This is a genomic window from Microbacterium sp. LCT-H2 (assembly GCF_001866135.1).
In the GTDB taxonomy this organism is placed as follows: domain Bacteria; phylum Actinomycetota; class Actinomycetes; order Actinomycetales; family Microbacteriaceae; genus Microbacterium.
The window spans coordinates 432,605-453,122 of record NZ_MODW01000002.1; the positions used below are offsets into that span (position 1 = coordinate 432,605).

A 20,518-nucleotide genomic window follows, 5' to 3' on the forward strand; every position below is an offset into this window, starting at 1 on the left:
GGCCCGTCAGGGCTCGGGGTTCTCTGCGTCGTAGGCGCGGAACCGGGGGTGTCGTCGGGCGAGGAGCGCGACGAGGGCGATCACCAGGATCCCGCCGAGCAGCGGGGGGAACCACAGCGAGGTCAGCGTCGCGAGCGTCCCGGCGTACAGGGCGCCGACGCGCGGACCTCCGGTCACCACCACGACGAACAGGCCCTGCAGGCGTCCGCGCATGGCGTCCGGTACCGCCGCCTGCATCATGGTGTTGCGGTAGATCGAGCTCACGTTGTCCGAGGCCCCGGAGAGGGCCAGCGCCATGCAGGCCGCGACGATCAGTGCGACGTGCGGCCGGTCCTCGCCGGCGGGTGTCCCGGAGAAGGCGCCGATCAGGAGGACGAGGCCGAACAGGGCGATCGCGGCGCCGTAGGCCTCGATCGCGCGGGCGATCCCACGGCCGTGCCACCGGTACTGCACCACACGGCCGGAGAACAGGCTCGAGGAGAAGGTGCCGACGGCGACCGCCGCCGTGAGGATGCCGGTCGTGAACGCCCCGCCGCCCAGGATCACGGTGCCCAGCGCCGGGAAGAGGACGAGCGGCTGCCCGAACGTCATGGCAGTGATGTCCATCACGTACTGCATCCGGATGTTGCCCGCCCGGCGGAGGAAGCGCCAGCCGTCGACGAGCGAGGCGAGGCCGGGGCGCACGATGTCGCCCTCGGGGCGCAGAGCGGGGAGGGTCCACAGGCCGAGGAACATCGACAGCATGAGCACGACGTCGATCGTGTAGGTCCAGCCGTATCCGGTGAGGGCCACGAGGAGCCCGGCCAGGGCGGGGCCGGCCATGACCGTGAGTCCGAAGGCGACGCCGTTGAGCGCGGACGCGGCCGCGAGCATCCGGCGGGGGATGAGTCGGGGGACGATCGCCGTCCGCGTGGCCATCCCGACGGAGTTCGCCGCCGAGTTCACGATGCTCAGCGCGTACAGCCACCAGATCGTCTCCGTCCCCGTCCACGTGAGCGCGGCGAGGAGCGCGGTGGAGGCGAAGGTCACGGTGGCCGCGATCAGCGCGACCCGCCGGCGGTCGAACGCATCGGCGAGCATGCCGCCGTAGAGGCCTGCGAGGACCATAGGGAGAAGGCCGGCGACGGCGATCATCGAGACGGCGAACGTGCTCGCAGTCAGATCGAACACGTGCAGCATCACGGTCACAATGGTGAGTTGACCGCCGATGCCGGCGAGGGTGGAGCCGATCCACATCCGGGCGAAGGCCGGACTCGCCTTCAGCGGGGTGAGGTCGATCAGATGGCCGCGGCGGGAGCTCACAGGGCGATCTTCTTCTGCACATCCCGAGCCTAGTTGACCGGTGCGCCTCGCTCCGGACCCCGTGTCCCGCCGTGGTCGTTCGGGCTGGTAGACTCGTCAGGTTGCCGTTCGATCGGCCGCGGATAAAGAGAGCTCACGCATCAGGCGTCGGGCGCCGCGCAACAAGCAGAGAGGGGATCGAATCTATGGCACTGGAAGCAGACGTCAAGAAGGCGATCATCGAAGAGTACGCGACGCACCCCGGTGACACCGGATCCCCCGAGGTGCAGGCCGCGATGCTGACGCAGCGCATCAAGGACCTCACCGAGCACCTGAAGGAGCACAAGCACGACCACCACTCGCGTCGTGGTCTGTTCCTGCTCGTGGGTCAGCGCCGTCGTCTGCTCGGCTACCTCCAGAGCGTCGACATCGAGCGCTACCGCTCGCTGATCGCACGCCTTGGTCTTCGCCGATAAGGCACCACGGACCCAGCGTTCAATCGCGCAGAACATTCTTGAGAAGGCCGCCCCACGGTGTGGGGCGGCCTTCGTCATTTACGCGCGGTGTGGATCCGCTCAGGCGGTCGTCTGCACCAGGTCGGGGTGGTGGATGGCTGCCACGTCGGGGTGCGCCCGCAGGCGGGACTTCATGGCGTTCTCGCCGTAGGTCGCGTGGATCGGATTGCTCGGGTCCTCGGTGACGCCGGTCGCCTCGGCGGCGAGCTCGGCGGGGAGCTCGAGGAGCGGCAGCTGCTGGTCGAGTGCGGGGTTGAAGAAGAACGGGATCGAGATCCGCTCCTCCGGCGCCCGCGGTGAGATCACGCGGTGGTTCGTGGCCTTGAGGTATCCGCCGGTGGCGTACTCCAGCAGCTCGCCGATGTTGACCACGAAGGCGCCGGGCACCGGGGGAGCCGACACCCACTCGCCGTCACGCTCGACCTGGAGTCCGCCCTTGCCGGGTTCGACCCAGAGCAGCGTCAGCACACCGGAGTCCTTGTGCGCACCCACCCCCTGCTGCGGCTCCGGCTCGTTCGTGCCCGGGTACCGCACGATCTTGATCAGGGTCGACGGCTCGCGGAACGGCTCGTCGAAGTAGGTCTCCTCCGCTCCGAGGGTGAGAGCCCAGGCGCGCAGGAGCTTGCGGGCGATCTCGGTCAGGGCGTCGTGCCACTCCGTGACGATCTCCTTCAGCTCCGGCTGCGCGGCGGGCCAGAGGTTCGGGCCGGTGAGGCGGTTGAAGACGGGCCCACCCTCGACCGGCTCACGTTCGGGGCCGATGTCGATCTGTTCGCGCCAGTCGACCTTGCCCTGGGTCCGCTCGCCGCCGATCCGGGTGTAGCCCCGGAAGTGCGGGCTGTTGACGTTCTCGATCGCGAGCTTGTCCTCCTCCGGCAGTGCGAAGAAGTCGAGGGCGGCCTGGTGCAGCCGCGCCTCCAGCTCCGGCGAGATCCCGGTGCCGGTCAGGTAGAAGAAGCCGACGTCGTGGGTGGCCGCGCGGAGGTCGTCGCGGAAGCGCGCCGCGGCCTCGGGGCCGTCGTCGAGCTGGGACAGGTCGAGGATGGGGAGCGAGAGTTCAGCCATGGACCGAGGCTATGTCGCGGATGAGCCCCGAGGATGCTCTGTTGCACTCCATTACTTCGGTCTGCGGTGTCGGGCGAGGGTCGGTCGCAGTGCTATAGTCTCGGTGGTAAGGGATGCCTTACCTCAGTCGCCCGTCAGAGAGTGTGTCTCCCGTGCTCGCCACTTTCCTCATCGGACTCCGCGAGGGTCTCGAAGCCGCGCTCGTCGTCGGCATCCTCGTCGCCTACCTCCGCCGGCTCGGGCGTCGCGACGCGCTGCCGCGGATGTGGGCGGGCGTCGGCCTCGCGATCGCTCTCGCCTTGGGCATCGGGGCGGTCCTGACCTTCGGGGCCTACGAACTGACCTTCCAGGCCCAGGAACTGATCGGCGGCGGTCTCTCGCTGGTCGCGGTGGCGATGGTGACGTGGATGATCTTCTGGATGCAGCGCGCCGGCCGCACCATGAAGGCGACGCTCGAGGGCGGCATCGACCGGGCGCTGACGGCCGGCGGACTCTGGGCGCTCGTCGCGATCGGCTTTGTGTCCGTCGCTCGCGAGGGCATCGAGACGACCCTGCTGCTGTGGTCGATGGTGCAGTCCTTCGGCGACGCCCCCTCGGCCCTCCTCGGCGCGCTCCTGGGACTCTCCGTGGCCGTCGTGCTCGGCTGGCTCATCTCCCGCGGGGCGCTGCGCCTGGATCTGCGGCGCTTCTTCGCCTGGACGGGAGGCTTCCTCGTGATCGTCGCGGCCGGCGTCCTCGCCTACGCGCTGATGGATCTGCAGGAGGCGGGCGCGCTTCCCGGCCCGTTCACCGCCGCCGCTCCGCTCGACCCGGTCACCGGCGCCGTCGCCGTGGGCGCGGCCGGCTTCCCGTTCGGCTGGGCGTTCGACGTGTCGGCGGCGATCGCTCCCGGCGGCGCGCTGGCCTCCGTCCTGCAGGCCACGGTCGGCTTCATGCCTGCCATGACCTGGCTGCAGGTGCTCGCCTGGGGCCTCTACCTCCTCGTCGTGGGCGGGCTCTACCTCCGCGGCCTTCGCTCGGCACGCCCTTCGACGCGCGGCGCCTCGGCCGCCACCCCGACCTCCTCCCTCACACAGCAAGGAGCAGCATGATCACCTCGCACCGGGTCCTCGCCGCGGCCGCCGCCGCTGGTACCGCCGTCCTCCTCCTCAGCGGCTGCGTCGCGAAGAGCGACGCCGCGGCGACCGGGGCGTTCGACGTGTCGTCCACCGACACCGATTGCGCCGTCTCGGGCTCCACCGCGAAGAGCGGCACGTTGACGTTCGACGTGAAGAACGACACCGACCAGGTCTCCGAGTTTTACCTGCTGGCCGAGGACGGTCTGCGCATCGTGGGCGAGGTGGAGAACATCGCCCCGGCCGCGTCCCGCACACTGACGGTCGTCGCGCAGCCCGGAGACTACTTCACGCTCTGCAAGCCGGGCATGGTCGGCGACGGGGTCGGCCGGGCCTCTTTCACGGTGACCGGAGACCGGGTGGCGGTGGACGGCCCTGATGCCGAGCAGAAGCAGAAGGCCGTCGATCTCTACGGGGCTTTCGTGAAGGATCAGGTCGGGCAGCTCGTACCGGCCGTGGAAGACCTCGTGGCCGCGTACGAGTCCGGTGACGACGAGGCCGCGCGCACGCTCTTCCCGCAGACGAGGGCCTTCTACGAGCGCATCGAGCCCGTCGCCGAGGCGCTCGGGGACCTCGACCCGCGGATCGACTTCCGAGAGGTCGATGCGGTCGCGGAGGGGCTGGACTGGACCGGCTTCCACCGCATCGAGAAGGACCTCTGGGTGCCGGCGAAGGACGCGTTGAACGCCGACGGCGAGACGCCGGCGTGGCAGGACTGGGCGCCGTCCACGCCGGCGGAGCGTGCCGACTACGGCGACCTGCTGCTGGCCGACGTGCAGGAGCTGTACGACTACGTGCACTCGGACGACTTCACCACCGCGCTGGCTGACCAGGGGATCGGCGGCATCTCCAACGGCGCGATCGCGCTGCTCGACGAGGTGGCCACGGGCAAGATCTCCGGCGAGGAGGACTGGTGGTCCGGCACGGACCTCTTCGACTTCGCCGCGAACGTGGAGGGCTCCAAGATGGCCTTCTCGCTCGTGCAGGACTTCGCCGCAGCACAGGGCGACGACGGTAAAGCGCTCGTCGCCGAGATCGAGAACGGCTACGCCGCCCTCGAGAAGTCCCTCGCCGCGCACGGCTCGCTCGCAGAGGGCTTCGTCGGCTACGGCGAGCTGACCGAAGCCGACAAGCGCGAGTTCACCGACCTCATCAACGCGCTCGCCGAGCCGCTCTCGCAGCTCACCGGCACGGTGCTCGACTGACGACGGCCCACGGAGGAGCACGGACGTGAACGAGTCGGAATCTGGCGCCCGGGAGGCGCCGGCGCCCCTGCCGTCGGAGCCCTCCGGCGGCGGCCTCAGCCGCCGCGGGCTGCTCGGGCTGGCCGTCGGCGGTGGCGTCGCCGGACTGGCCGTCGGGCTGGGGGCCGGGACGGCCGGCGGCGTGGCGCTCGGACGCGCACGAGCCGCGGAGGAGGCCGAGTCGCGGTACGAGTTCTTCGGCACGCACCAGGCGGGCATCACGACGCCCGTGCAGGACCACCTGCACTTCGCGAGCTTCGACATGATGCCCCGCACCGACAGGGACGACCTCCTCTCCCTGCTGCAGGACTGGTCCTACGCGGCGGCGCGGATGACGCAGGGGCTGGAGGTGAGTGCGAGCGGCGCGGTGAACGGTTCCGCCGACGCGCCCCCGGACGATACGGGGGAGGCGCTGGGGCTCCCCGCCGCGGGCCTGACTCTCACGTTCGGCTTCGGGCCGGGGCTGTTCGAGAACGAGGACGGCGATCGCTACGGTCTGGCCGCTCGGCGGCCGCCCGGTCTCGAACGGCTCCCCGCCTTCCTCGGGGATGATCTCGACCCCGAAGCGTCGCACGGCGACCTGTGCATCCAGGCTTGTGCCGACGACCCCCAAGTCGCGGTACACGCGATCCGCAACCTCAGCCGCATCGCGTTCGGACGGGCCCGCCTGCGCTGGTCGCAGCTCGGATTCGGCAAGACCTCGCGCACGACGGCAAGCCAGGCCACACCCCGCAACCTCTTCGGCTTCAAGGACGGCACGGCCAACATCCTCGCCGACGATACCGCGGCGCTCGCCGACCACGTCTGGGTCGCCGACGCTGACGAGCCGTCCTGGATGGCGGGCGGTTCGTATCTGGTCGCCCGGAAGATCGCCATGCTCATCGAGACGTGGGATCGGGTGCGCCTCGCGGAGCAGGACACGATCATCGGACGGGACAAGGGGGTGGGGGCGCCGCTCTCCGGAGGGGACGAGTTCACGCCACCGGACTTCCATGGCACGACGATCGATGCGAACAGTCACGTCCGGCTCGCGCATCCCGAGCAGAACGACGGCATCCGCATCCTGCGCCGCGGCTACAACTACGTCGACGGCAACAACACTCTGGGGCGCCTGGACGCGGGGCTGTTCTTCCTGTCCTACCAGCGTGATCCCGCGCAGTTCATCAGCCTGCAGCGACGGCTGTCGATCGACCGTCTGAACGAGTACATCCGTCACGTGGGCTCAGGGATCTGGGCCATCCCGCCGGGAGCGCGCCCGGGTTCGTACGTGGGGGCGGAGCTGTTCGCCTGAGCAGGACTCAGGGGGAGACCGCGACCTCTTCGAGGACAGCGACGATCGCGGCCGCGAAGGCGTCTGCCCCGGCGTGATCGTGCGCCGTGGCGGTCACGACGGCGTCGCCGAGGAAGAGGAGGAGCTGGCCATGGGCTCCGTGCAGCCGCCACGCCCGCCCCGGACCCTGCCAGCCCGCGAGCGCATAGCGGTCGTAGCCCGGGTTGACGCCCGCGACGACGCCGTGCTCGTGCATGGCGTCGATCCACTCCGGGGCGACGAGTCGACGTCCCTGCCAAGAACCGCGATCACGGATGAGCATCCCCAGGCGCGCGACCTCCTCGGTGCGGAGCGGCAGGCCGCCACCCGCCTCGATGCGGCCGTTCGGGCATCGCGACCAGCCCACGTCCTCGATGCCGAGCGGGGCGAAGAGGCGCGTCGAGAGGTAGTCGCCGACGTCGCCCACGCGGGCCGAGAGAGCGGTCATCGCGGTGTAGGTGCTCGCGTTGGAGTACTGGAACACCCGCCCCCGCGATGGCCGTCGCAGGAACTCCCGTGCCAGATCCGGCCAGTCCGTCATCAGCGTCTCGGACCACGGCAGGTCGATGCCGCTCGACATCGACAGCAGATGACGCAGGGTGACGCGAGCGACGCCCTCGCCGAGTTCGTGCTCCGGAAGGAGGGTGGCGACGGTGTCGTCCAGGTGGATCAGTCCGTCGTCGGCGGCGAGGGCGGCGGCCAGCACGCAGACGCCCTTCGCGATGGAGTGCACGTCCTCCCGGACGTCGGGCGTCCAACGGTGACCTGCGGTGTCGTCGCCGATGCGCACGTGGAGCCCGTGCGCGGCGAACCCCTGGGAGTCGGCGATCGCCACGAGCCGGTCCCGGACCTCGGACGCGGGGTGGGCGGCTGTCATCGCGGACGCCGGGAGCCGGTGGGATCGTTCCGGCGGCCTTCCCGCGAGGCGAGCTCGGGGTCGGCGAACAGCCACCGCGGCCGCGGCTCCACGAGCGGACGGAACACCCGCCGCACGGGCTTGGTGGCGAGCAGCAGCGCGAGGACCACCGACAGCGCCGTGACCGCAGGCAGCCAGAACCAGGTCGGCTCGAGATCGCGCAGCACGCCGCTCTCCCGGAACGGGTAGAGCACGAAGGAGTGCAGGAGGTAGACGTACATCGTGTACTGGCCGAACGTGGTCCACCAGTAGGAGCCGCGGGGGATGAGGGCGAAGAAGGCGGCGCACAGCACGACAGCCAGCAGCATGAGCAGGATGCGGATGCCACCGGCCCACCACTGGTCGCCGACGAGATCGACGTAGGAGTCTTCGTAGAACAGCCAGTGCCGCAGGTCGACCGTCTGCCACAGCGGCAGCCAGTTCCACGCCGCCCATCCGGCCGTGCCGAGGACGACGAGCGCGAGGACGCGGCTCCACCACGGGCGGACGTCGAGGAGGCGGAGGCGGTCGACGACGTTTCGCTCCCGGAGCCACCAGCCCAGGGTGAAGAACGGCAGCAAGCCCAGGGTCCGGGAGAGCGAGAACGTGCTGTCGACGTTCGGGAGGTAGCCGGCGCCGACCGAGATCACGACCGTCCACAGCAGCGGCCAGCGCAGCAGCGCGAGGTAGGGGAGGACGAGACGGAAGATCCCGAGCGCGAGGAGGAACCAGAGCGTCCAACTGGGCTGGGTCGGATTCGGGGTGGTCTCTCCCTCCACGAGCCACTTCGTGAGCGTCCAGAGCGCCTCGAAGATGACGTAGGGGAGGATGATGTCGGTGATGACGCGGGCCATCTGCGTCCGGGTGGGGGAGCCCGACTTGGAGAAGTAGCCCGAGATGATGGCGAACGCCGGCATATGGAACGCGTACAGCGCCAGGTAGAGGGCGAAGGCGATGTCCGAGTCGTAGCTGAGGCGCTGGATGGCGTGCCCCAACACCACGAGGACGATGCAGGCGTATCGCGCGTTGTCCCAGAAGGGCACGCGTCGGCGTTTGCGGGCGACCGGCCCTGTGTGGGGCCCCGTCGTCCCGACTCCGGTGGTGCTCATTCTCCGAGGCTACCGGCCGGGAATAAAGTTGCCCTGCACGCGTTGACCCAATTACATTCAAATGAATAGAACCGGATGTCCGACATCCGATTCGGAGAACACGGAGCAATCATGAGCGAGCAGTCAGGCGCGCAGGCGATGCAGTTCGGCATCATGTCGGTCAGCGACATCACCCGCGACCCCACCACGGGAGTCACCCCCAGCGAGCAGGAGCGGATCAAGGCGACGCTGGCCATCGCCACGCATGCCGAGGAGGTCGGCCTCGACGTCTTCGCCATCGGCGAGCACCACAACCCGCCCTTCTGGTCGTCCAGCCCCACGACGTTCCTCGCCGCGCTCGCCGCCCAGACCGAACGCCTCATCGTCTCGACCTCGACGACGCTGATCACGACGAACGACCCGGTGCGCATCGCCGAGGAGTACGCGATGCTGCAGCACGTCTCGGACGGCCGCATGGACCTCATGCTGGGCCGCGGCAACACCGGGCCGGTGTACCCGTGGTTCGGGCAGGACATCCGTCAGGGCCTGCCGCTCGCGATCGAGAACTACGCGCTGCTGCACAAGCTGTGGCGTGAGGACGTCGTCGACTGGGAGGGCAAGTTCCGCACCCCGCTGCAGGGCTTCACCTCCACGCCCCGTCCCCTCGACGGCATCGCCCCGTTCGTGTGGCACGGTTCGATCCGCACACCGGAGATCGCGGAGCAGGCCGCGTACTACGGCGATGGATTTTTCGCGAACAACATCTTCTGGCCGAAGGAGCACTACCAGCGCCTCATCGAGCTGTACCGTCAGCGCTTCGAGCACTACGGCCACGGCACGCGCGAGCAGGCGATCGTCGGTCTCGGCGGCCAGGTGTTCATGGCCGCGAAGTCGCAGGACGCGGTGAACCAGTTCCGCCCGTACTTCGACAACGCGCCCGTCTACGGTCACGGCCCCAGCATGGAGGACTTCACCGAGATGACCCCGTTGACCGTGGGATCGCCGCAGCAGGTGATCGACCGGTATGCGGCGATGCGCGAGCACTACGGCGACTACCAGCGCCAGCTGTTCCTCATCGACCACGCGGGTCTGCCGCTGAAGACGGTCCTCGAGCAGCTCGACATCCTCGGTTCCGAGGTCGTGCCGGTGCTTCGCAAGGAACTCGCGAAGGACCGCCCGGCCACGGTGCCCGACGCGCCGACCCATGCCGCGCGCGTGCAGGCGACGTACGGAGACGGGCCCACCCGGCAGGCGCGCCCCGGTGCGAACCGCGGAGACAACCTCACCGGGGATTCGCCCTACCAGGACACGCCGGCGCCCGCGGGTGCCGCCTTCGGACTCGGCCGGAAGGAGGCCTGACATGACCACGCGTCGTATCGCGGTCGTCTCGGCGGGGCTGTCCAACCCGTCGTCCACCCGGATGCTCGCCGACCGGCTGGCCGCGGAGACCGTGAAGGCGCTCGCGGAGCGCGACATCGAGGCCACCGTCGACGTGATCGAGCTGCGCGACCACGCGCACGACATCACGAACAACATACTGACCGGCTTCGCGCCTCCCGCACTCGAGACGGCGATCAACACCGTCGTCTCGGCCGACGCGCTGATCGCGGTCACCCCGATCTTCTCGACGAGCTACTCCGGGTTGTTCAAGTCGTTCATCGACGTGCTCGACCCGGACGCGCTCACCGGGAAGCCGGTGCTGATCGGAGCGAACGCGGGAACGCCGCGGCACTCCCTGGCGATCGACTATGCGATCCGACCGCTGTTCGCCTACCTGCATGCCGAGGCCGTCTCCACCGGCGTCTTCGCGGCGTCGAGCGACTGGGGCGGCGCGGGAGACGACGTCGCGCCGCTGGCGAAGCGGGTCGAGAAGGGCGCGAGGGAACTCGCCGAGGCGGTCGCGCGCCGGGATGCCACCGCGGTCGTCGACCCGTACGACCCCGCCACGTACCTGGGTGAGGGGCGCTCCTTCGGCCACATGCTCGGCGGTCTCGCCGGGGAGTGACCCGTCCCCGCTCCGGACATGCCGGTGCCCCGCGCCCACCCCGGGTGCGGGGCACCGGCATGTCCGGCGGGTCACCCGGAGAGGGCGCGTTCCCGCCAGGCGTACTCGGTCTCGGGACGCCCCCGCCCGCCGGGGCGGCCGCGGCGCACCGCGACACCTGTGAGGACGAGGTGCTCGAGGTACCGACGCGCGGACACACGGGACAGTCCCGTACGCTCGGCTGCTTCGCGCGCGGAGAGCGGTCCGCGCCGCCGCAACTCGGCGCGCACGCGCTCGAGGGACGAGGCGGACAACCCCTTGGGGAGGACGATGCTCCCGGTCGCCCGTCCCAGCAGCGCGTCGATCTCCTCCTGCGTGGCCGGTCCGCTGGTCGCCTGCGCGTGCGCGCGGTGGTCCCGATAGTCGTCGAGACGCTCCCGGAAGACCGCGAACGAGAACGGCTTCACGAGGTACTGGAACACACCGAGAGCGGCCATCTGCCGCACGACCTCCGCGTCCCGCACCGCCGTGACGGCGATCACATCGACGGCCGTGGCCCGAGCCCGCAGTGTGCGCAGCACCTCGAGTCCCGAACCGTCGGGCATCGTCACATCGAGCAGGACGAGATCGAACGCGTCCGCTCCGCCCTCTCGGAGGGCCGTCAGCGCTGCACGCGCGCCCGTGCACTCGCCGGCCACGGCGAAGCCGTCCAGACGCCCCAGATAGGTGCGATGGAGCTCGAGGGTCAGGGCATCGTCGTCCACGAGCAGGGTGCGGATCATCGGCGGCGTCTCCCGTCGCGCGCGGCCGGTAAGAGCACCCGGAAGGTCGTGGGCGGTCCGAGTACCGTCACCGAGCCTCCCGCGTCCGCCACGACAGACCGCACTAGGGCCAGGCCGACACCACGCCCCTCCGCTCCGGCCGGCTTCGTGGAGTACCCCGATGCGAAGATCCTCTCCCGCAGCTCGGTGGGGATCCCCGGACCGCTGTCTGCCACCTCGAGGAGGATCTCGTCGTCCGCGGTCGGCTCCAGGCGCACGGACACCCACCGCTCCTCTGCGCTCGCGGCCGCGTCGAAGGCGTTGTCGACGAGGTTGCCGAGGACGGCGACGGCATCCACGGCGGACAGCGGGGTACGGGGCGTGTCCGGCGCGATGTGCACCCGCCACTCGATGCCCCGCTCCTTGGCCTGGGAGGCCTTGCCGAGGAGCAGCGCGCCCACAGCGGGATCGCCGTGGCGCCGTGCCGTGACCTGATCCACGAGCGATTGACTCTGCCGGGCGGTGTCGGTGAGGATTCCGATCGCCTCGTCTGCACGCCCCAGCTCCATCAGCGCCACTGCCGTGTGCATCCGGTTGCCGTGTTCGTGCGTCTGGGCGCGGAGAGCTTCCCCGAGTGTCCGGATCGACTCGTAGGAGGAGACGGCATCGCGGACATCGCCGGGAGGGAGGTCTCCGGCGAAGCGGCGCGTGACGCGTCGGGCGAGGAGCGCTCCGCCGACGCCCAGCAGCACGAGCGCGCCCGTGAGCGCGAAGGAGAGGGGGAGGCGACGGACGAGCGTCTGCGCGATGGTCTCGGTGGTGACGCCTGCGGCCACCCACCCGACGGGGTGTCCGTCGGCGAGGACGGGCACGATCGTCCGGACGGACGGTCCGAGCGTCCCCCGGAACTCCTCGGTGAGCGGGCGAAGGGAGGACGGGACCGTCCCGAGGTAGCGCTCGCCGATCCGGTCCGGCTCGGGGTGCGTCACGCGCACGCCGTCCGTCGTCATCACGGTGACGAAATCGAGGTCGGCGGTGGTCAGGACCTCGCGTGCGTACGGCGCGAGATCGCGCGCCGCAGCCTCCCGGTCACCCGTCTGCAGGGCCGACGAGACAAGCGGGGAGGCGGCGATCGCGGAGGCGGTCGCCGCAGTCACGCGCTCCGCCTCTGCCCTGGCCGCCCGCTGGGCCTCCGCGACGAGGAACACGGCCACCAGGATCCCCAGAAGCACCGTCGTCACGAGGAGCAGCACGAAGACGCGAGAGGCGGCGCTGCGCTCGGGGTCAGGGGACGGCATCGTTCTCCTCGATCGTCGACGCTCGGGACCGTGACCAATACGACCACAAATAGGGCGGGGCCGCGACGCCGGGAGACCGTGGAGGAGCAGCGGCACCGGCGCCGCTGCCGCAGACGACGACGTCGACGATCGAGGAGGACGCATGGCGCTCACGACAGGATTCTCTCTTCCCGGATTCCACTGGAGGCGGGGAAAGCACGCCTGGGACCGGCACACCTGGCTCTACGTGTCGGTCATCATCGCGGTGGTGCTCGGCGCCGCCGTCGGCCTGCTGTGGCCCGAGGTAGGACGGGCGTTCGAACCGCTGGGCACGGCGTTCGTGTCGCTGATCAAGATGATGATCGCCCCGATCATCTTCTGCACCATCGTGGTCGGGGTCGGCTCGATCGCGAAGGCGGCGACCGTCGGCAAGATCGGCGGACTGGCGCTGCTGTACTTCCTCACGATGTCGACGTTCGCGCTGGCGATCGGCCTCGTCGTGGGGAACATCATCCATCCCGGTACCGGCCTCGACATGGCGAACGCGAGCTACGAGACGGAGTCGGGCGACGCGAAGACCACGCAGGAGTTCCTGCTCGGCATCATCCCGGCGACGTTCTTCTCGGCGTTCACCGGGGAGAGCGTCCTCCAGGTGCTCTTCATCGCTCTGCTCGTCGGATTCGCGCTTCAGGGCATGGGGGAGCGCGGGGCGCCGATCATGCAGGCGGTCACCCAGCTCCAGAAGCTTGTCTTCCGAATCCTCGGGATGATCCTCTGGTTGGCGCCCGTGGGTGCTTTCGGCGCCATCGCGGCTGTGGTCGGCAAGACAGGGGCGGCGGCGATCTGGAGCCTCGGCGTCCTGATGGTCGCCTTCTATCTCACGTGCATCGTCTTCATCGTGATCGTCCTCGGGCTCCTGCTCTGGGCGGTCACGCGGGTCAACATCTTCGCGCTCATGAAGTACCTTGCCCGGGAGTATCTGCTGATCGTGGGAACGTCCTCGTCGGAGTCGGCGCTTCCCCGGCTCATCGCGAAACTGGAGCACTTGGGCATCTCGAAGCCGGTCGTGGGCATCACCGTTCCCACCGGCTACTCCTTCAACCTCGACGGAACGGCCATCTACCTCACGATGGCGTCGCTGTTCATCGCGACGGGCATGGGGCAGCCTATGTCGATCGGGGAGCAGATCGGCCTCCTCGTCTTCATGATCATCGCGAGCAAGGGGGCCGCGGGGGTGACCGGCGCTGGTCTGGCGACGCTCGCCGGCGGCCTGCAGGCCTACCGGCCCGATCTGGTTGACGGGGTCGGGGTCATCGTCGGCATCGACCGGTTCATGTCGGAGGGGCGCGCCCTGACGAACTTCACGGGAAACGCCGTGGCCACCCTCCTCATCGGCACCTGGACGAAGCAGATCGACCGCGACCGCGTCGGCCGTGTGCTGTCCGGGGAGCTTCCGTTCGATGAATCGACCCTCGACGGGGTGGACCCGCATGCGGCCCCCGCGGCGGATGCTGTCGGCGTCCCGGAGCTGCAGGAGGCAGCGGTCACCGAGATGGCGGCGAAGGAGGAACGGGCCCGCCAGCGCACACTCGGTCGCTGATCTCGACGCAGAGGATGCGGGAGGCCGGACCGGGCTCCCGCATCCGGGCGGTCAACCGCTCTTGCGTCGGAACTCGCGTCGCGTCTGCGGGGCGTTGGCGGCGTGCACGGCGGAATCGCCGTCGAGGTGAGCCTCGCCCTGCCGGTGGTGCGCGTTCTTCTTCTCGAGCGCTTCCTTGAACTTGCGCTTCAGGTCCTCGGAGGAGGAGCCGGCGCCTTCTTCGGTGCTCATGCTCCCGAGCCTAGAGCACGGGCGGACGAGCGGCGAGGGCACCGCGTCGGTCGCGACCGGCCCCGAGGCGGTGAACGGGAAGCGATGCGCGGATAACCGGTGACGGGTGATCCAGCATCCGGTGAACATCCGGTGCCCGACGCCGATTCCCCTCGGCGGGGACGGGGAGCGGCGCCATCCTGAGGGGGTGAGAGTCGCGATCGTCACCGAGTCTTTCCTTCCGCACATGAACGGTGTGACCGGATCCGTGATGCAGATCCTCCGTCACCTGGAGCGCCGAGGGCATGACGCCCGTGTGCTCGCTCCGGCCGCGTTCGGCATCCCGGCAGAGCTGCACGGCGCGCCCGTCACCGCGATTCCCAGCGTCCCGCTCCCGGGGTACCGCGACGTGCGGGTGGGCGCGGCGACCACTCGGAGGATCGGCGCGGAGCTCGACCGCTTCCGTCCCGACGTCGTCCACCTGGCGTCGCCGTTCGCGCTCGGGTGGCGGGGCCTGCTCGCTGCAGAACGCGGCGGAGTCGGAACGGTCGCGGCATACCAGACCGACGTGGCTGCGTACACGGAGAGGTATCGCGTCGCGGTCACGACGGGAATCGCCCATGCCCACATCGCTCGACTGCATCGGAGGGCGACCCTTACCCTCGCGCCGTCCACCGAGTCGGCACAGCAGCTGAGCCGGCTCGGCATCGACCGCATCCGGTCCTGGGGGCGGGGTGTGGACGCCGAGCTCTTCCACCCTTCCCGGCGCAGCGACGCGCTCCGGGACGAGTGGGGAGCCGAGATCGTCATCGGCTACGTCGGACGCCTCGCCGCCGAGAAGCAGGTGGAGGATCTCGCCGCGCTGCACGGCATCCCTGACACGCGTCTCGTCATCGTCGGAGACGGCCCCCGGCGGGAGCGGTTGCAGGAGCAGCTTCCCGACGCCCTGTTCCGCGGGCGGCTCGAGGGGGAGGCGCTCGCCGCGGCGCTGGCCTCCTTCGACGTCTTCGTGCATCCGGGGGAGAGCGAGACCTTCGGACAGACGCTCCAGGAAGCGCATGCGAGCGGTGTCCCCGTGGTCGCGACAGGCAGAGGCGGCCCGCTCGACCTCGTCCGGCCCGGCGTCGACGGGTGGCTGTACCGACCAGGAGACCTCGCAGACCTCCGCCGTCGCGTGACCGATCTCGCCGGAGACGAGCGCCGGCGTCGGGCGTTCGGGGAGGCGGGCTGGAGGGCGGTGCAGGGCCGGAGCTGGGCGCACTTCGGAGATCAGCTCCTGGATCACTTCGAGGAGGCGCGGACGCTGTTCGCCGTGGACCGTCGTCTGCGCGCCCGCCGCCTCGTCCGGCCGGAGCCGGCCCCGCCCGCCCCCTCGCGCCGCTGGCGCCGGATCGTCGCCCTCGGCGATTCGGTGACCGAGGGGCTCTGCGACCCCGGACCCGACGGGGCGCTCCGCGGGTGGGCGGACCGGCTCGCACTGCTCCTCGCCGCGCGGGGAGGCCTTCACTACGCGAACCTCGCGATCCGCTCGAAGCGCGTGGCCGATGTCTGCGGCCGGCAGGTGGAGAGGGCGCTGGACCTCCGCCCCGATCTGGTCACCGTGCTGGTGGGCGCCAACGACCTCGTGAAGCACCGCGTCGACGTGGCCGCGCTCGCCGCGAGCCTGGAGACCGCGGTGCGGCGGCTGCGCGCGACGGGTGCCGACGTGATCCTGGTCACCCCGTTCCTGCCCGCCCGCCGCGCGGCGGTGCTGTACGCCCGGCGCTTCTCCGCCTTCGCCACGGCGCTCGCCGGGGTCGCTGCCCGGACCGGTGCGATCCTCATCGACACGGATCTGCATCCGGAGCTGGGGGAGCGGCAGCACTGGGGCGAGGACCTCGTGCACCTCGGCAGTCGAGGGCACCGCTTCCTCGCCTATCGCGTCGCGGAGGTGCTCGGGGTGCCGCACGCCGACGCGTTGGGAGCGCTGGATGCGGCGTTGCACGAGAACGAGCCGATCGGACGTGCCGCCTGGTGGCGGCAGTACGCGCTCCCGTGGGTGTGGCGACGACTGCACGGCCGCGCCGCGGGGGACGGACGTCGGGCGAAGCATGACGACTACGTCTACCTCGGGCGCTCGACTGCTCCGCAGGACGCCGGCGTGGTCTGACCGACGGGAGGCCTCAGCGTCGTCCCATCCCGCGGTATGTCCAGCCGGCAGCACGCCAGGCTTCGGCGTCCAGACAGTTCCGCCCGTCGATCACGATACGACCCCTCACGAGTCCGCCGGCGTGCTGCGGAGTGAGCTCGCGGCGGTACTCGTCCCACTCCGTGACGACGACGACCGCGTCCGCGTCCCGCAGGGCGTCGTCCCTGGACGCGGCGTACCCGAGTTGCGGATGCCGTGCGCGGGCGTTTTCGATCGCCGCGGGGTCGGTCACCAGGACGTCGGCGCCCAGTCCCCGCAACCGCACGGCCACCTCCAGAGCGGGAGAATCGCGGACGTCGTCGCTGAAGGGCTTGAATGCCGCGCCGAGGACGGCGATCCTCCGCCCGAAGACGAGGCCGCCGAGGGCATCCACCACCAGCCTCACCGCACGATCCCGTCGGCGGAGGTTGATGGCATCCACCTCGTGCAGGAAGCTGACGGACTGCCCGCGTCCGAGCTCTTCGGCGCGGGCCGCGAACGCGCGGATGTCCTTGGGCAGGCAGCCGCCCCCGAACCCGATCCCCGAGCCGAGGTAACGGCGGCCGATGCGCGAGTCGTGTCCGAGTGCTTCGGCGAGGAGGGTGACGTCCGCTCCGGCCGCCTCGGCGACTTCGGCCATGGCGTTGATGAACGAGATCTTCGTGGCGAGGAAGGCGTTGGCGGCCCCCTTCACGAGCTCCGCGGTGGCGAGGTCGGTCACGAGGAACGGCGAACCCGCGTCGATCGCCGCGGCGTACACGCGGCGGAGCAGATCGACGGCGGCGGCGCCCTGCGGGGAGTCCTCCGCGCCCACCACCAGACGGTCGGGGCGGAGGGTGTCATGGACGGCCCAGCCCTCCCGGAGGAACTCGGGGTTCCAGACGAGGGTCGCGCCGGACTCCGCGATCCGACGGGCGAGACGGGCGGCGGTGCCCACCGGGACCGTCGACTTCCCGGCTACCACCGCGCCCGGCCGCAGGTGGGGGAGCAGCCCGTCGATCGCCGCGTCGACGAAGCGGAGATCAGCTGCGGGGCCGGAGTCGGACTGCGGGGTGCCGACCGCGAGGAAGTGCACCTCCGACCCGGAGGCGGCCGCCGGATCCGCGGCGAAGCGCAACCGCCCTGACCGCACCCCGTCCTCCAGGAGCTCGGCGAGGCCGGGCTCGAAGAAGGGCGCGGCACCCGCGGTGAGGTCGGCGACCTTGCCCTCGTCCACGTCGATCCCCACGACATCGTGCCCGAGCGAGGCCATCGCCGCGGCGTGCACCGCCCCCAGATACCCGCATCCGATCACCGACATCCGCATGGGCTCAGCCCAGCCGAGCCGTCTCTCGCTCCGGCGCACGCACGATGAACGCGGGGTGACGGTCGAGTGTCGGGATCGCGCCGCGCGCGCAACCCTCGGGTCTTGACGGACACGCTGGTAGTGTGGTCGAGGGTGACTCCGGTCACCCGACAATTTCACATCGACTCATGGAGCGATCGGCGGAGAAGCTGGTCCCCTGTGGTGGGTTCCTCGGCGCATGTCGGGTGGCTTTCTACTGGTGGCCAGCGCAGGCGAGATTCGCGGGAGTGCCCGCGCGCCCGAACCCTTCCGTTCCGCTCCTTTGAACACGCTCGCGCGTCACACGGATTCGCGAGTCTAAACAAAGAAGGAGAGACCTCTTGGAAGGTCCTGAAATCACCGCCACCGAGGCCGTTCTCGACAACGGCCGCTTCGGCACCCGCACCATCCGCTTCGAGACCGGCCGCCTCGCGCAGCAGGCTCAGGGCGCCGTCGCCGCCTACCTGGACGGCGAGACCATGCTCCTTTCGGCCACGAGCGCGGGCAAGCACCCGCGTGAGGGCTTCGACTTCTTCCCGCTGACGGTCGACGTCGAGGAGCGCTCCTACGCCGCCGGCAAGATCCCCGGCTCGTTCTTCCGTCGTGAGGGTCGTCCCTCGACCGAGGCGATCCTGGTCTGCCGTCTGATCGACCGTCCGCTGCGCCCGTCGTTCGTCGACGGCCTGCGCAACGAGGTCCAGATCGTCATCACGGTCCTCTCGATCGCCCCGGGCGAGTTCTACGACGCCCTCGCGATCAACGCCGCGTCCGCGTCGACCCAGATCTCGGGTCTGCCGTTCTCGGGCCCCGTCGCCGGTGTGCGTCTCGCATTCATCCCCGGCCACGGTCAGCACGAGGACCAGTGGGTCGCGTTCCCGACCGCCGAGCAGGTCTCCGAGGCCGTGTTCGACCTGATCGTCGCCGGTCGCGTGGTCACCAAGGCCGACGGCTCCGAAGACGTCGCGATCATGATGGTCGAGGCCGAGGCGACCGAGGGCAGCTGGAACCTGATCAAGGCCGGTGCCACCAAGCCCGACGAGACCATCGTGGCCCAGGGCCTCGAGGCCTCGAAGCCGTTCATCGCCCAGCTCGTCAAGGCCCAGTCCGAGCTCGCCGCCACCGCGTCGAAGGAGCCGGGCGTCTACCCGGTCTTCCCCGCGTACAGCGACGAGGTCTACGACTTCGTGTCCGAGCGCGCGTTCGCCGAGCTGAGCGACGTCTACCAGATCGCCGACAAGACCGAGCGCCAGAACGCCGACGACGCGATCAAGGACCGCGTCAAGGCCGAGCTCATCGAGGCCACCGAGGCGGGTTCGCTCCCGGCCGCGGCCCCGCTGGAGTTCTCCGCGGCGTACAAGTCCGTCACGAAGAAGATCGTCCGCGGTCGCATCCTCACCGAGGGCACCCGAATCGACGGTCGTGGGCTGGCGGACATCCGTCCGCTCGACGCCGAGGTGCAGGTCATCCCGCGCGTGCACGGCTCCGCGATCTTCCAGCGCGGCGAGACCCAGATCATGGGTGTCACCACGCTGAACATGCTCAAGATGGAGCAGCAGATCGACTCGCTGTCGCCCACGACCAGCAAGCGCTACATGCACCACTACAACTTCCCGCCCTACTCGACCGGTGAGACCGGCCGCGTGGGTTCGCCGAAGCGTCGCGAGATCGGGCACGGCTTCCTCGCCGAGCGCGCTCTGGTGCCGGTGCTGCCGAGCCGCGAGGAGTTCCCGTACGCGATCCGTCAGGTGTCCGAAGCGCTGAGCTCCAACGGCTCCACGTCGATGGGCTCCGTCTGCGCGTCGACCCTCTCGCTGCTGAACGCGGGTGTGCCGCTGCGCGCTCCGGTCGCCGGCATCGCGATGGGTCTCGTCTCGGACGAGGTCAACGGGGAGACCCGCTACGCGGCGCTGACCGACATCCTGGGTGCGGAGGACGCGCTCGGCGACATGGACTTCAAGGTCGCCGGTACGAGCGAGTTCGTCACCGCCATCCAGCTCGACACGAAGCTCGACGGCATCCCGTCGTCGGTGCTCGCGGGCGCTCTGACCCAGGCCAAGGACGCTCGACTGACCATCCTCAACGTCCTGAACGCCGCGATCGACGCCCCGGACGAGATGGCGCCCACCGCGCCGCGCGTCATCAGCGTCCAGATCCCGGTGGACAAGATCGGCGAGCTGATCGGCCCGAAGGGCAAGACGATCAACGCGATCCAGGACGAGACCGGCGCGCAGATCTCCATCGAGGAGGACGGCACCGTCTACATCGGCGCGACCGACGGCCCCTCGGCCGAGGCCGCCCGTGCCCAGGTCAACGCGATCGCCAACCCGACCAACCCGGAGGTCGGCGAGCAGTTCCTCGGCACCGTCGTGAAGATCGCCACCTTCGGCGCCTTCATCTCGCTGCTCCCGGGCAAGGACGGTCTCCTGCACGTCACCGAGGTGCGCAAGCTCGCCGGTGGCAAGCGTGTGGAGAACGTCGAGGACGTGCTCTCCGTCGGCCAGAAGATCCTCGTGAAGATCACGAAGATCGACGACCGTGGCAAGCTGTCGCTCGAGCCCGTGCTCGACGACGCGCCCGCTGCGGACGAGGCTCCGGCTGAGGACGCCGCCGAGTAGGACACGGCTGACACGGAACCCGGGCTCCTCCGTCAGGAGGGGCCCGGGTTCCGTCGTCTGCGCCGTGA

The 20,518-nt window shown here is 70.1% G+C and carries 17 protein-coding genes; 9 read left to right on the forward strand and 8 right to left on the reverse strand.

Annotation, left to right across the window (positions count from 1 at the left end; translation table 11 throughout):
* Positions 1 to 6: 6 nt before the first annotated feature.
* Positions 7 to 1,302, reverse strand: a complete 1,296-nt coding sequence (locus BK819_RS06435) for an MFS transporter (RefSeq protein ID WP_071328407.1) — start codon at positions 1,300 to 1,302, stop codon at positions 7 to 9.
* 185 nt (positions 1,303 to 1,487) lie between these two features.
* Between BK819_RS06435 and rpsO the strand changes: the two genes are divergently transcribed.
* Positions 1,488 to 1,757, forward strand: a complete 270-nt coding sequence (gene rpsO / locus BK819_RS06440; RefSeq protein ID WP_017203073.1) for a 30S ribosomal protein S15 — start codon at positions 1,488 to 1,490, stop codon at positions 1,755 to 1,757.
* 99 nt (positions 1,758 to 1,856) lie between these two features.
* Here rpsO and BK819_RS06445 read toward each other — a convergent pair whose 3' ends face one another.
* A complete protein-coding gene (locus tag BK819_RS06445; RefSeq protein ID WP_071328408.1) occupies positions 1,857 to 2,861 on the reverse strand; it encodes an isopenicillin N synthase family oxygenase in 1,005 nt (334 codons plus the stop codon).
* A gap of 152 nt (positions 2,862 to 3,013) precedes the next feature.
* Between BK819_RS06445 and efeU the strand changes: the two genes are divergently transcribed.
* From efeU to efeB, 3 genes are read left to right on the forward strand one after another with little or no spacing between them, the layout of a single operon-like run.
* Complete coding sequence (gene efeU, locus BK819_RS06450) at positions 3,014 to 3,952, forward strand: iron uptake transporter permease EfeU (protein ID WP_071328745.1); 939 nt, start codon at positions 3,014 to 3,016, stop codon at positions 3,950 to 3,952.
* Positions 3,949 to 5,181 carry an iron uptake system protein EfeO gene (gene efeO, locus BK819_RS06455; RefSeq protein WP_071328409.1) on the forward strand — a complete coding sequence of 411 codons (1,233 nt, stop codon included), beginning with the start codon at positions 3,949 to 3,951 and terminating at the stop codon, positions 5,179 to 5,181. The genes efeU and efeO overlap by 4 nt, the downstream gene beginning before the upstream one ends.
* A 25-nt stretch (positions 5,182 to 5,206) precedes the next feature.
* Positions 5,207 to 6,511, forward strand: a complete 1,305-nt coding sequence (gene efeB, locus BK819_RS06460) for an iron uptake transporter deferrochelatase/peroxidase subunit (RefSeq protein WP_071328410.1) — start codon at positions 5,207 to 5,209, stop codon at positions 6,509 to 6,511.
* A gap of 7 nt (positions 6,512 to 6,518) precedes the next feature.
* Here efeB and BK819_RS06465 read toward each other — a convergent pair whose 3' ends face one another.
* Both BK819_RS06465 and BK819_RS06470 read right to left on the reverse strand, forming a co-directional pair.
* A complete protein-coding gene (locus tag BK819_RS06465; protein ID WP_071328411.1) occupies positions 6,519 to 7,406 on the reverse strand; it encodes a serine hydrolase in 888 nt (295 codons plus the stop codon).
* On the reverse strand, positions 7,403 to 8,533 hold the full coding sequence (locus BK819_RS06470; RefSeq protein ID WP_071328412.1) for an acyltransferase family protein: 1,131 nt from the start codon (positions 8,531 to 8,533) through the stop codon (positions 7,403 to 7,405). Before BK819_RS06470 ends, BK819_RS06465 begins: the two co-directional genes overlap by 4 nt.
* Positions 8,534 to 8,644: 111 nt before the next feature.
* Between BK819_RS06470 and BK819_RS06475 the strand changes: the two genes are divergently transcribed.
* Together BK819_RS06475 and BK819_RS06480 are read left to right on the forward strand one after the other, a co-directional pair.
* Complete coding sequence (locus tag BK819_RS06475) at positions 8,645 to 9,871, forward strand: LLM class flavin-dependent oxidoreductase (RefSeq protein WP_071328746.1); 1,227 nt, start codon at positions 8,645 to 8,647, stop codon at positions 9,869 to 9,871.
* A 1-nt stretch (position 9,872) separates the two neighbouring features.
* Positions 9,873 to 10,517, forward strand: coding sequence for an FMN reductase (locus BK819_RS06480; protein ID WP_071328413.1), 645 nt, complete (start codon positions 9,873 to 9,875; stop codon positions 10,515 to 10,517).
* Between the two features lie 71 nt (positions 10,518 to 10,588).
* Here the strand turns inward: BK819_RS06480 and BK819_RS06485 are convergent, their stop codons facing one another.
* Both BK819_RS06485 and BK819_RS06490 read right to left on the reverse strand, forming a co-directional pair.
* Positions 10,589 to 11,278, reverse strand: coding sequence for a response regulator (locus BK819_RS06485; RefSeq protein WP_071328414.1), 690 nt, complete (start codon positions 11,276 to 11,278; stop codon positions 10,589 to 10,591).
* Positions 11,275 to 12,555: an ATP-binding protein gene (locus tag BK819_RS06490; protein WP_071328415.1), complete on the reverse strand. Its 1,281-nt coding sequence runs from the start codon at positions 12,553 to 12,555 to the stop codon at positions 11,275 to 11,277. The genes BK819_RS06485 and BK819_RS06490 overlap by 4 nt, the downstream gene beginning before the upstream one ends.
* Positions 12,556 to 12,697: 142 nt before the next feature.
* On the opposite strand from BK819_RS06490, the gene BK819_RS06495 reads away from it, so the two are divergent.
* Positions 12,698 to 14,134 (forward strand): cation:dicarboxylate symporter family transporter, encoded by a 1,437-nt coding sequence (locus tag BK819_RS06495; RefSeq protein WP_071328416.1) that lies wholly within the window; start codon positions 12,698 to 12,700, stop codon positions 14,132 to 14,134.
* A 51-nt stretch (positions 14,135 to 14,185) separates the two neighbouring features.
* On the opposite strand, the gene BK819_RS06500 is transcribed toward BK819_RS06495, so the two are convergent.
* On the reverse strand, positions 14,186 to 14,365 hold the full coding sequence (locus BK819_RS06500) for a DUF5302 domain-containing protein (protein WP_071328417.1): 180 nt from the start codon (positions 14,363 to 14,365) through the stop codon (positions 14,186 to 14,188).
* 226 nt (positions 14,366 to 14,591) lie between these two features.
* Between BK819_RS06500 and BK819_RS06505 the strand changes: the two genes are divergently transcribed.
* Positions 14,592 to 16,493, forward strand: a complete 1,902-nt coding sequence (locus tag BK819_RS06505; RefSeq protein ID WP_256209406.1) for a GDSL-type esterase/lipase family protein — start codon at positions 14,592 to 14,594, stop codon at positions 16,491 to 16,493.
* 13 nt (positions 16,494 to 16,506) lie between these two features.
* On the opposite strand, the gene BK819_RS06510 is transcribed toward BK819_RS06505, so the two are convergent.
* A complete protein-coding gene (locus BK819_RS06510; RefSeq protein WP_071328418.1) occupies positions 16,507 to 17,817 on the reverse strand; it encodes a UDP-glucose/GDP-mannose dehydrogenase family protein in 1,311 nt (436 codons plus the stop codon).
* Positions 17,818 to 18,176: 359 nt separating this feature from the next.
* On the opposite strand from BK819_RS06510, the gene BK819_RS06515 reads away from it, so the two are divergent.
* Positions 18,177 to 20,450, forward strand: a complete 2,274-nt coding sequence (locus BK819_RS06515; RefSeq protein ID WP_071328419.1) for a polyribonucleotide nucleotidyltransferase — start codon at positions 18,177 to 18,179, stop codon at positions 20,448 to 20,450.
* Positions 20,451 to 20,518: the final 68 nt, after the last annotated feature.

Bases quoted from the DNA above. Each gene is read 5' to 3' on its own strand.
- rpsO (WP_017203073.1), top strand. From the start codon at position 1,488: ATGGCACTGGAAGCAGACGTCAAGAAGGCGATCATCGAAGAGTACGCG.
- BK819_RS06445 (WP_071328408.1), bottom strand. From the start codon at position 2,861: ATGGCTGAACTCTCGCTCCCCATCCTCGACCTGTCCCAGCTCGACGAC.
- efeO (WP_071328409.1), top strand. From the start codon at position 3,949: ATGATCACCTCGCACCGGGTCCTCGCCGCGGCCGCCGCCGCTGGTACC.
- BK819_RS06465 (WP_071328411.1), bottom strand. From the start codon at position 7,406: ATGACAGCCGCCCACCCCGCGTCCGAGGTCCGGGACCGGCTCGTGGCG.
- BK819_RS06470 (WP_071328412.1), bottom strand. From the start codon at position 8,533: ATGAGCACCACCGGAGTCGGGACGACGGGGCCCCACACAGGGCCGGTC.
- BK819_RS06475 (WP_071328746.1), top strand. From the start codon at position 8,645: ATGAGCGAGCAGTCAGGCGCGCAGGCGATGCAGTTCGGCATCATGTCG.
- BK819_RS06480 (WP_071328413.1), top strand. From the start codon at position 9,873: ATGACCACGCGTCGTATCGCGGTCGTCTCGGCGGGGCTGTCCAACCCG.
- BK819_RS06485 (WP_071328414.1), bottom strand. From the start codon at position 11,278: ATGATCCGCACCCTGCTCGTGGACGACGATGCCCTGACCCTCGAGCTC.
- BK819_RS06490 (WP_071328415.1), bottom strand. From the start codon at position 12,555: ATGCCGTCCCCTGACCCCGAGCGCAGCGCCGCCTCTCGCGTCTTCGTG.
- BK819_RS06495 (WP_071328416.1), top strand. From the start codon at position 12,698: ATGGCGCTCACGACAGGATTCTCTCTTCCCGGATTCCACTGGAGGCGG.
- BK819_RS06500 (WP_071328417.1), bottom strand. From the start codon at position 14,365: ATGAGCACCGAAGAAGGCGCCGGCTCCTCCTCCGAGGACCTGAAGCGC.
- BK819_RS06505 (WP_256209406.1), top strand. From the start codon at position 14,592: ATGAACGGTGTGACCGGATCCGTGATGCAGATCCTCCGTCACCTGGAG.
- BK819_RS06510 (WP_071328418.1), bottom strand. From the start codon at position 17,817: ATGCGGATGTCGGTGATCGGATGCGGGTATCTGGGGGCGGTGCACGCC.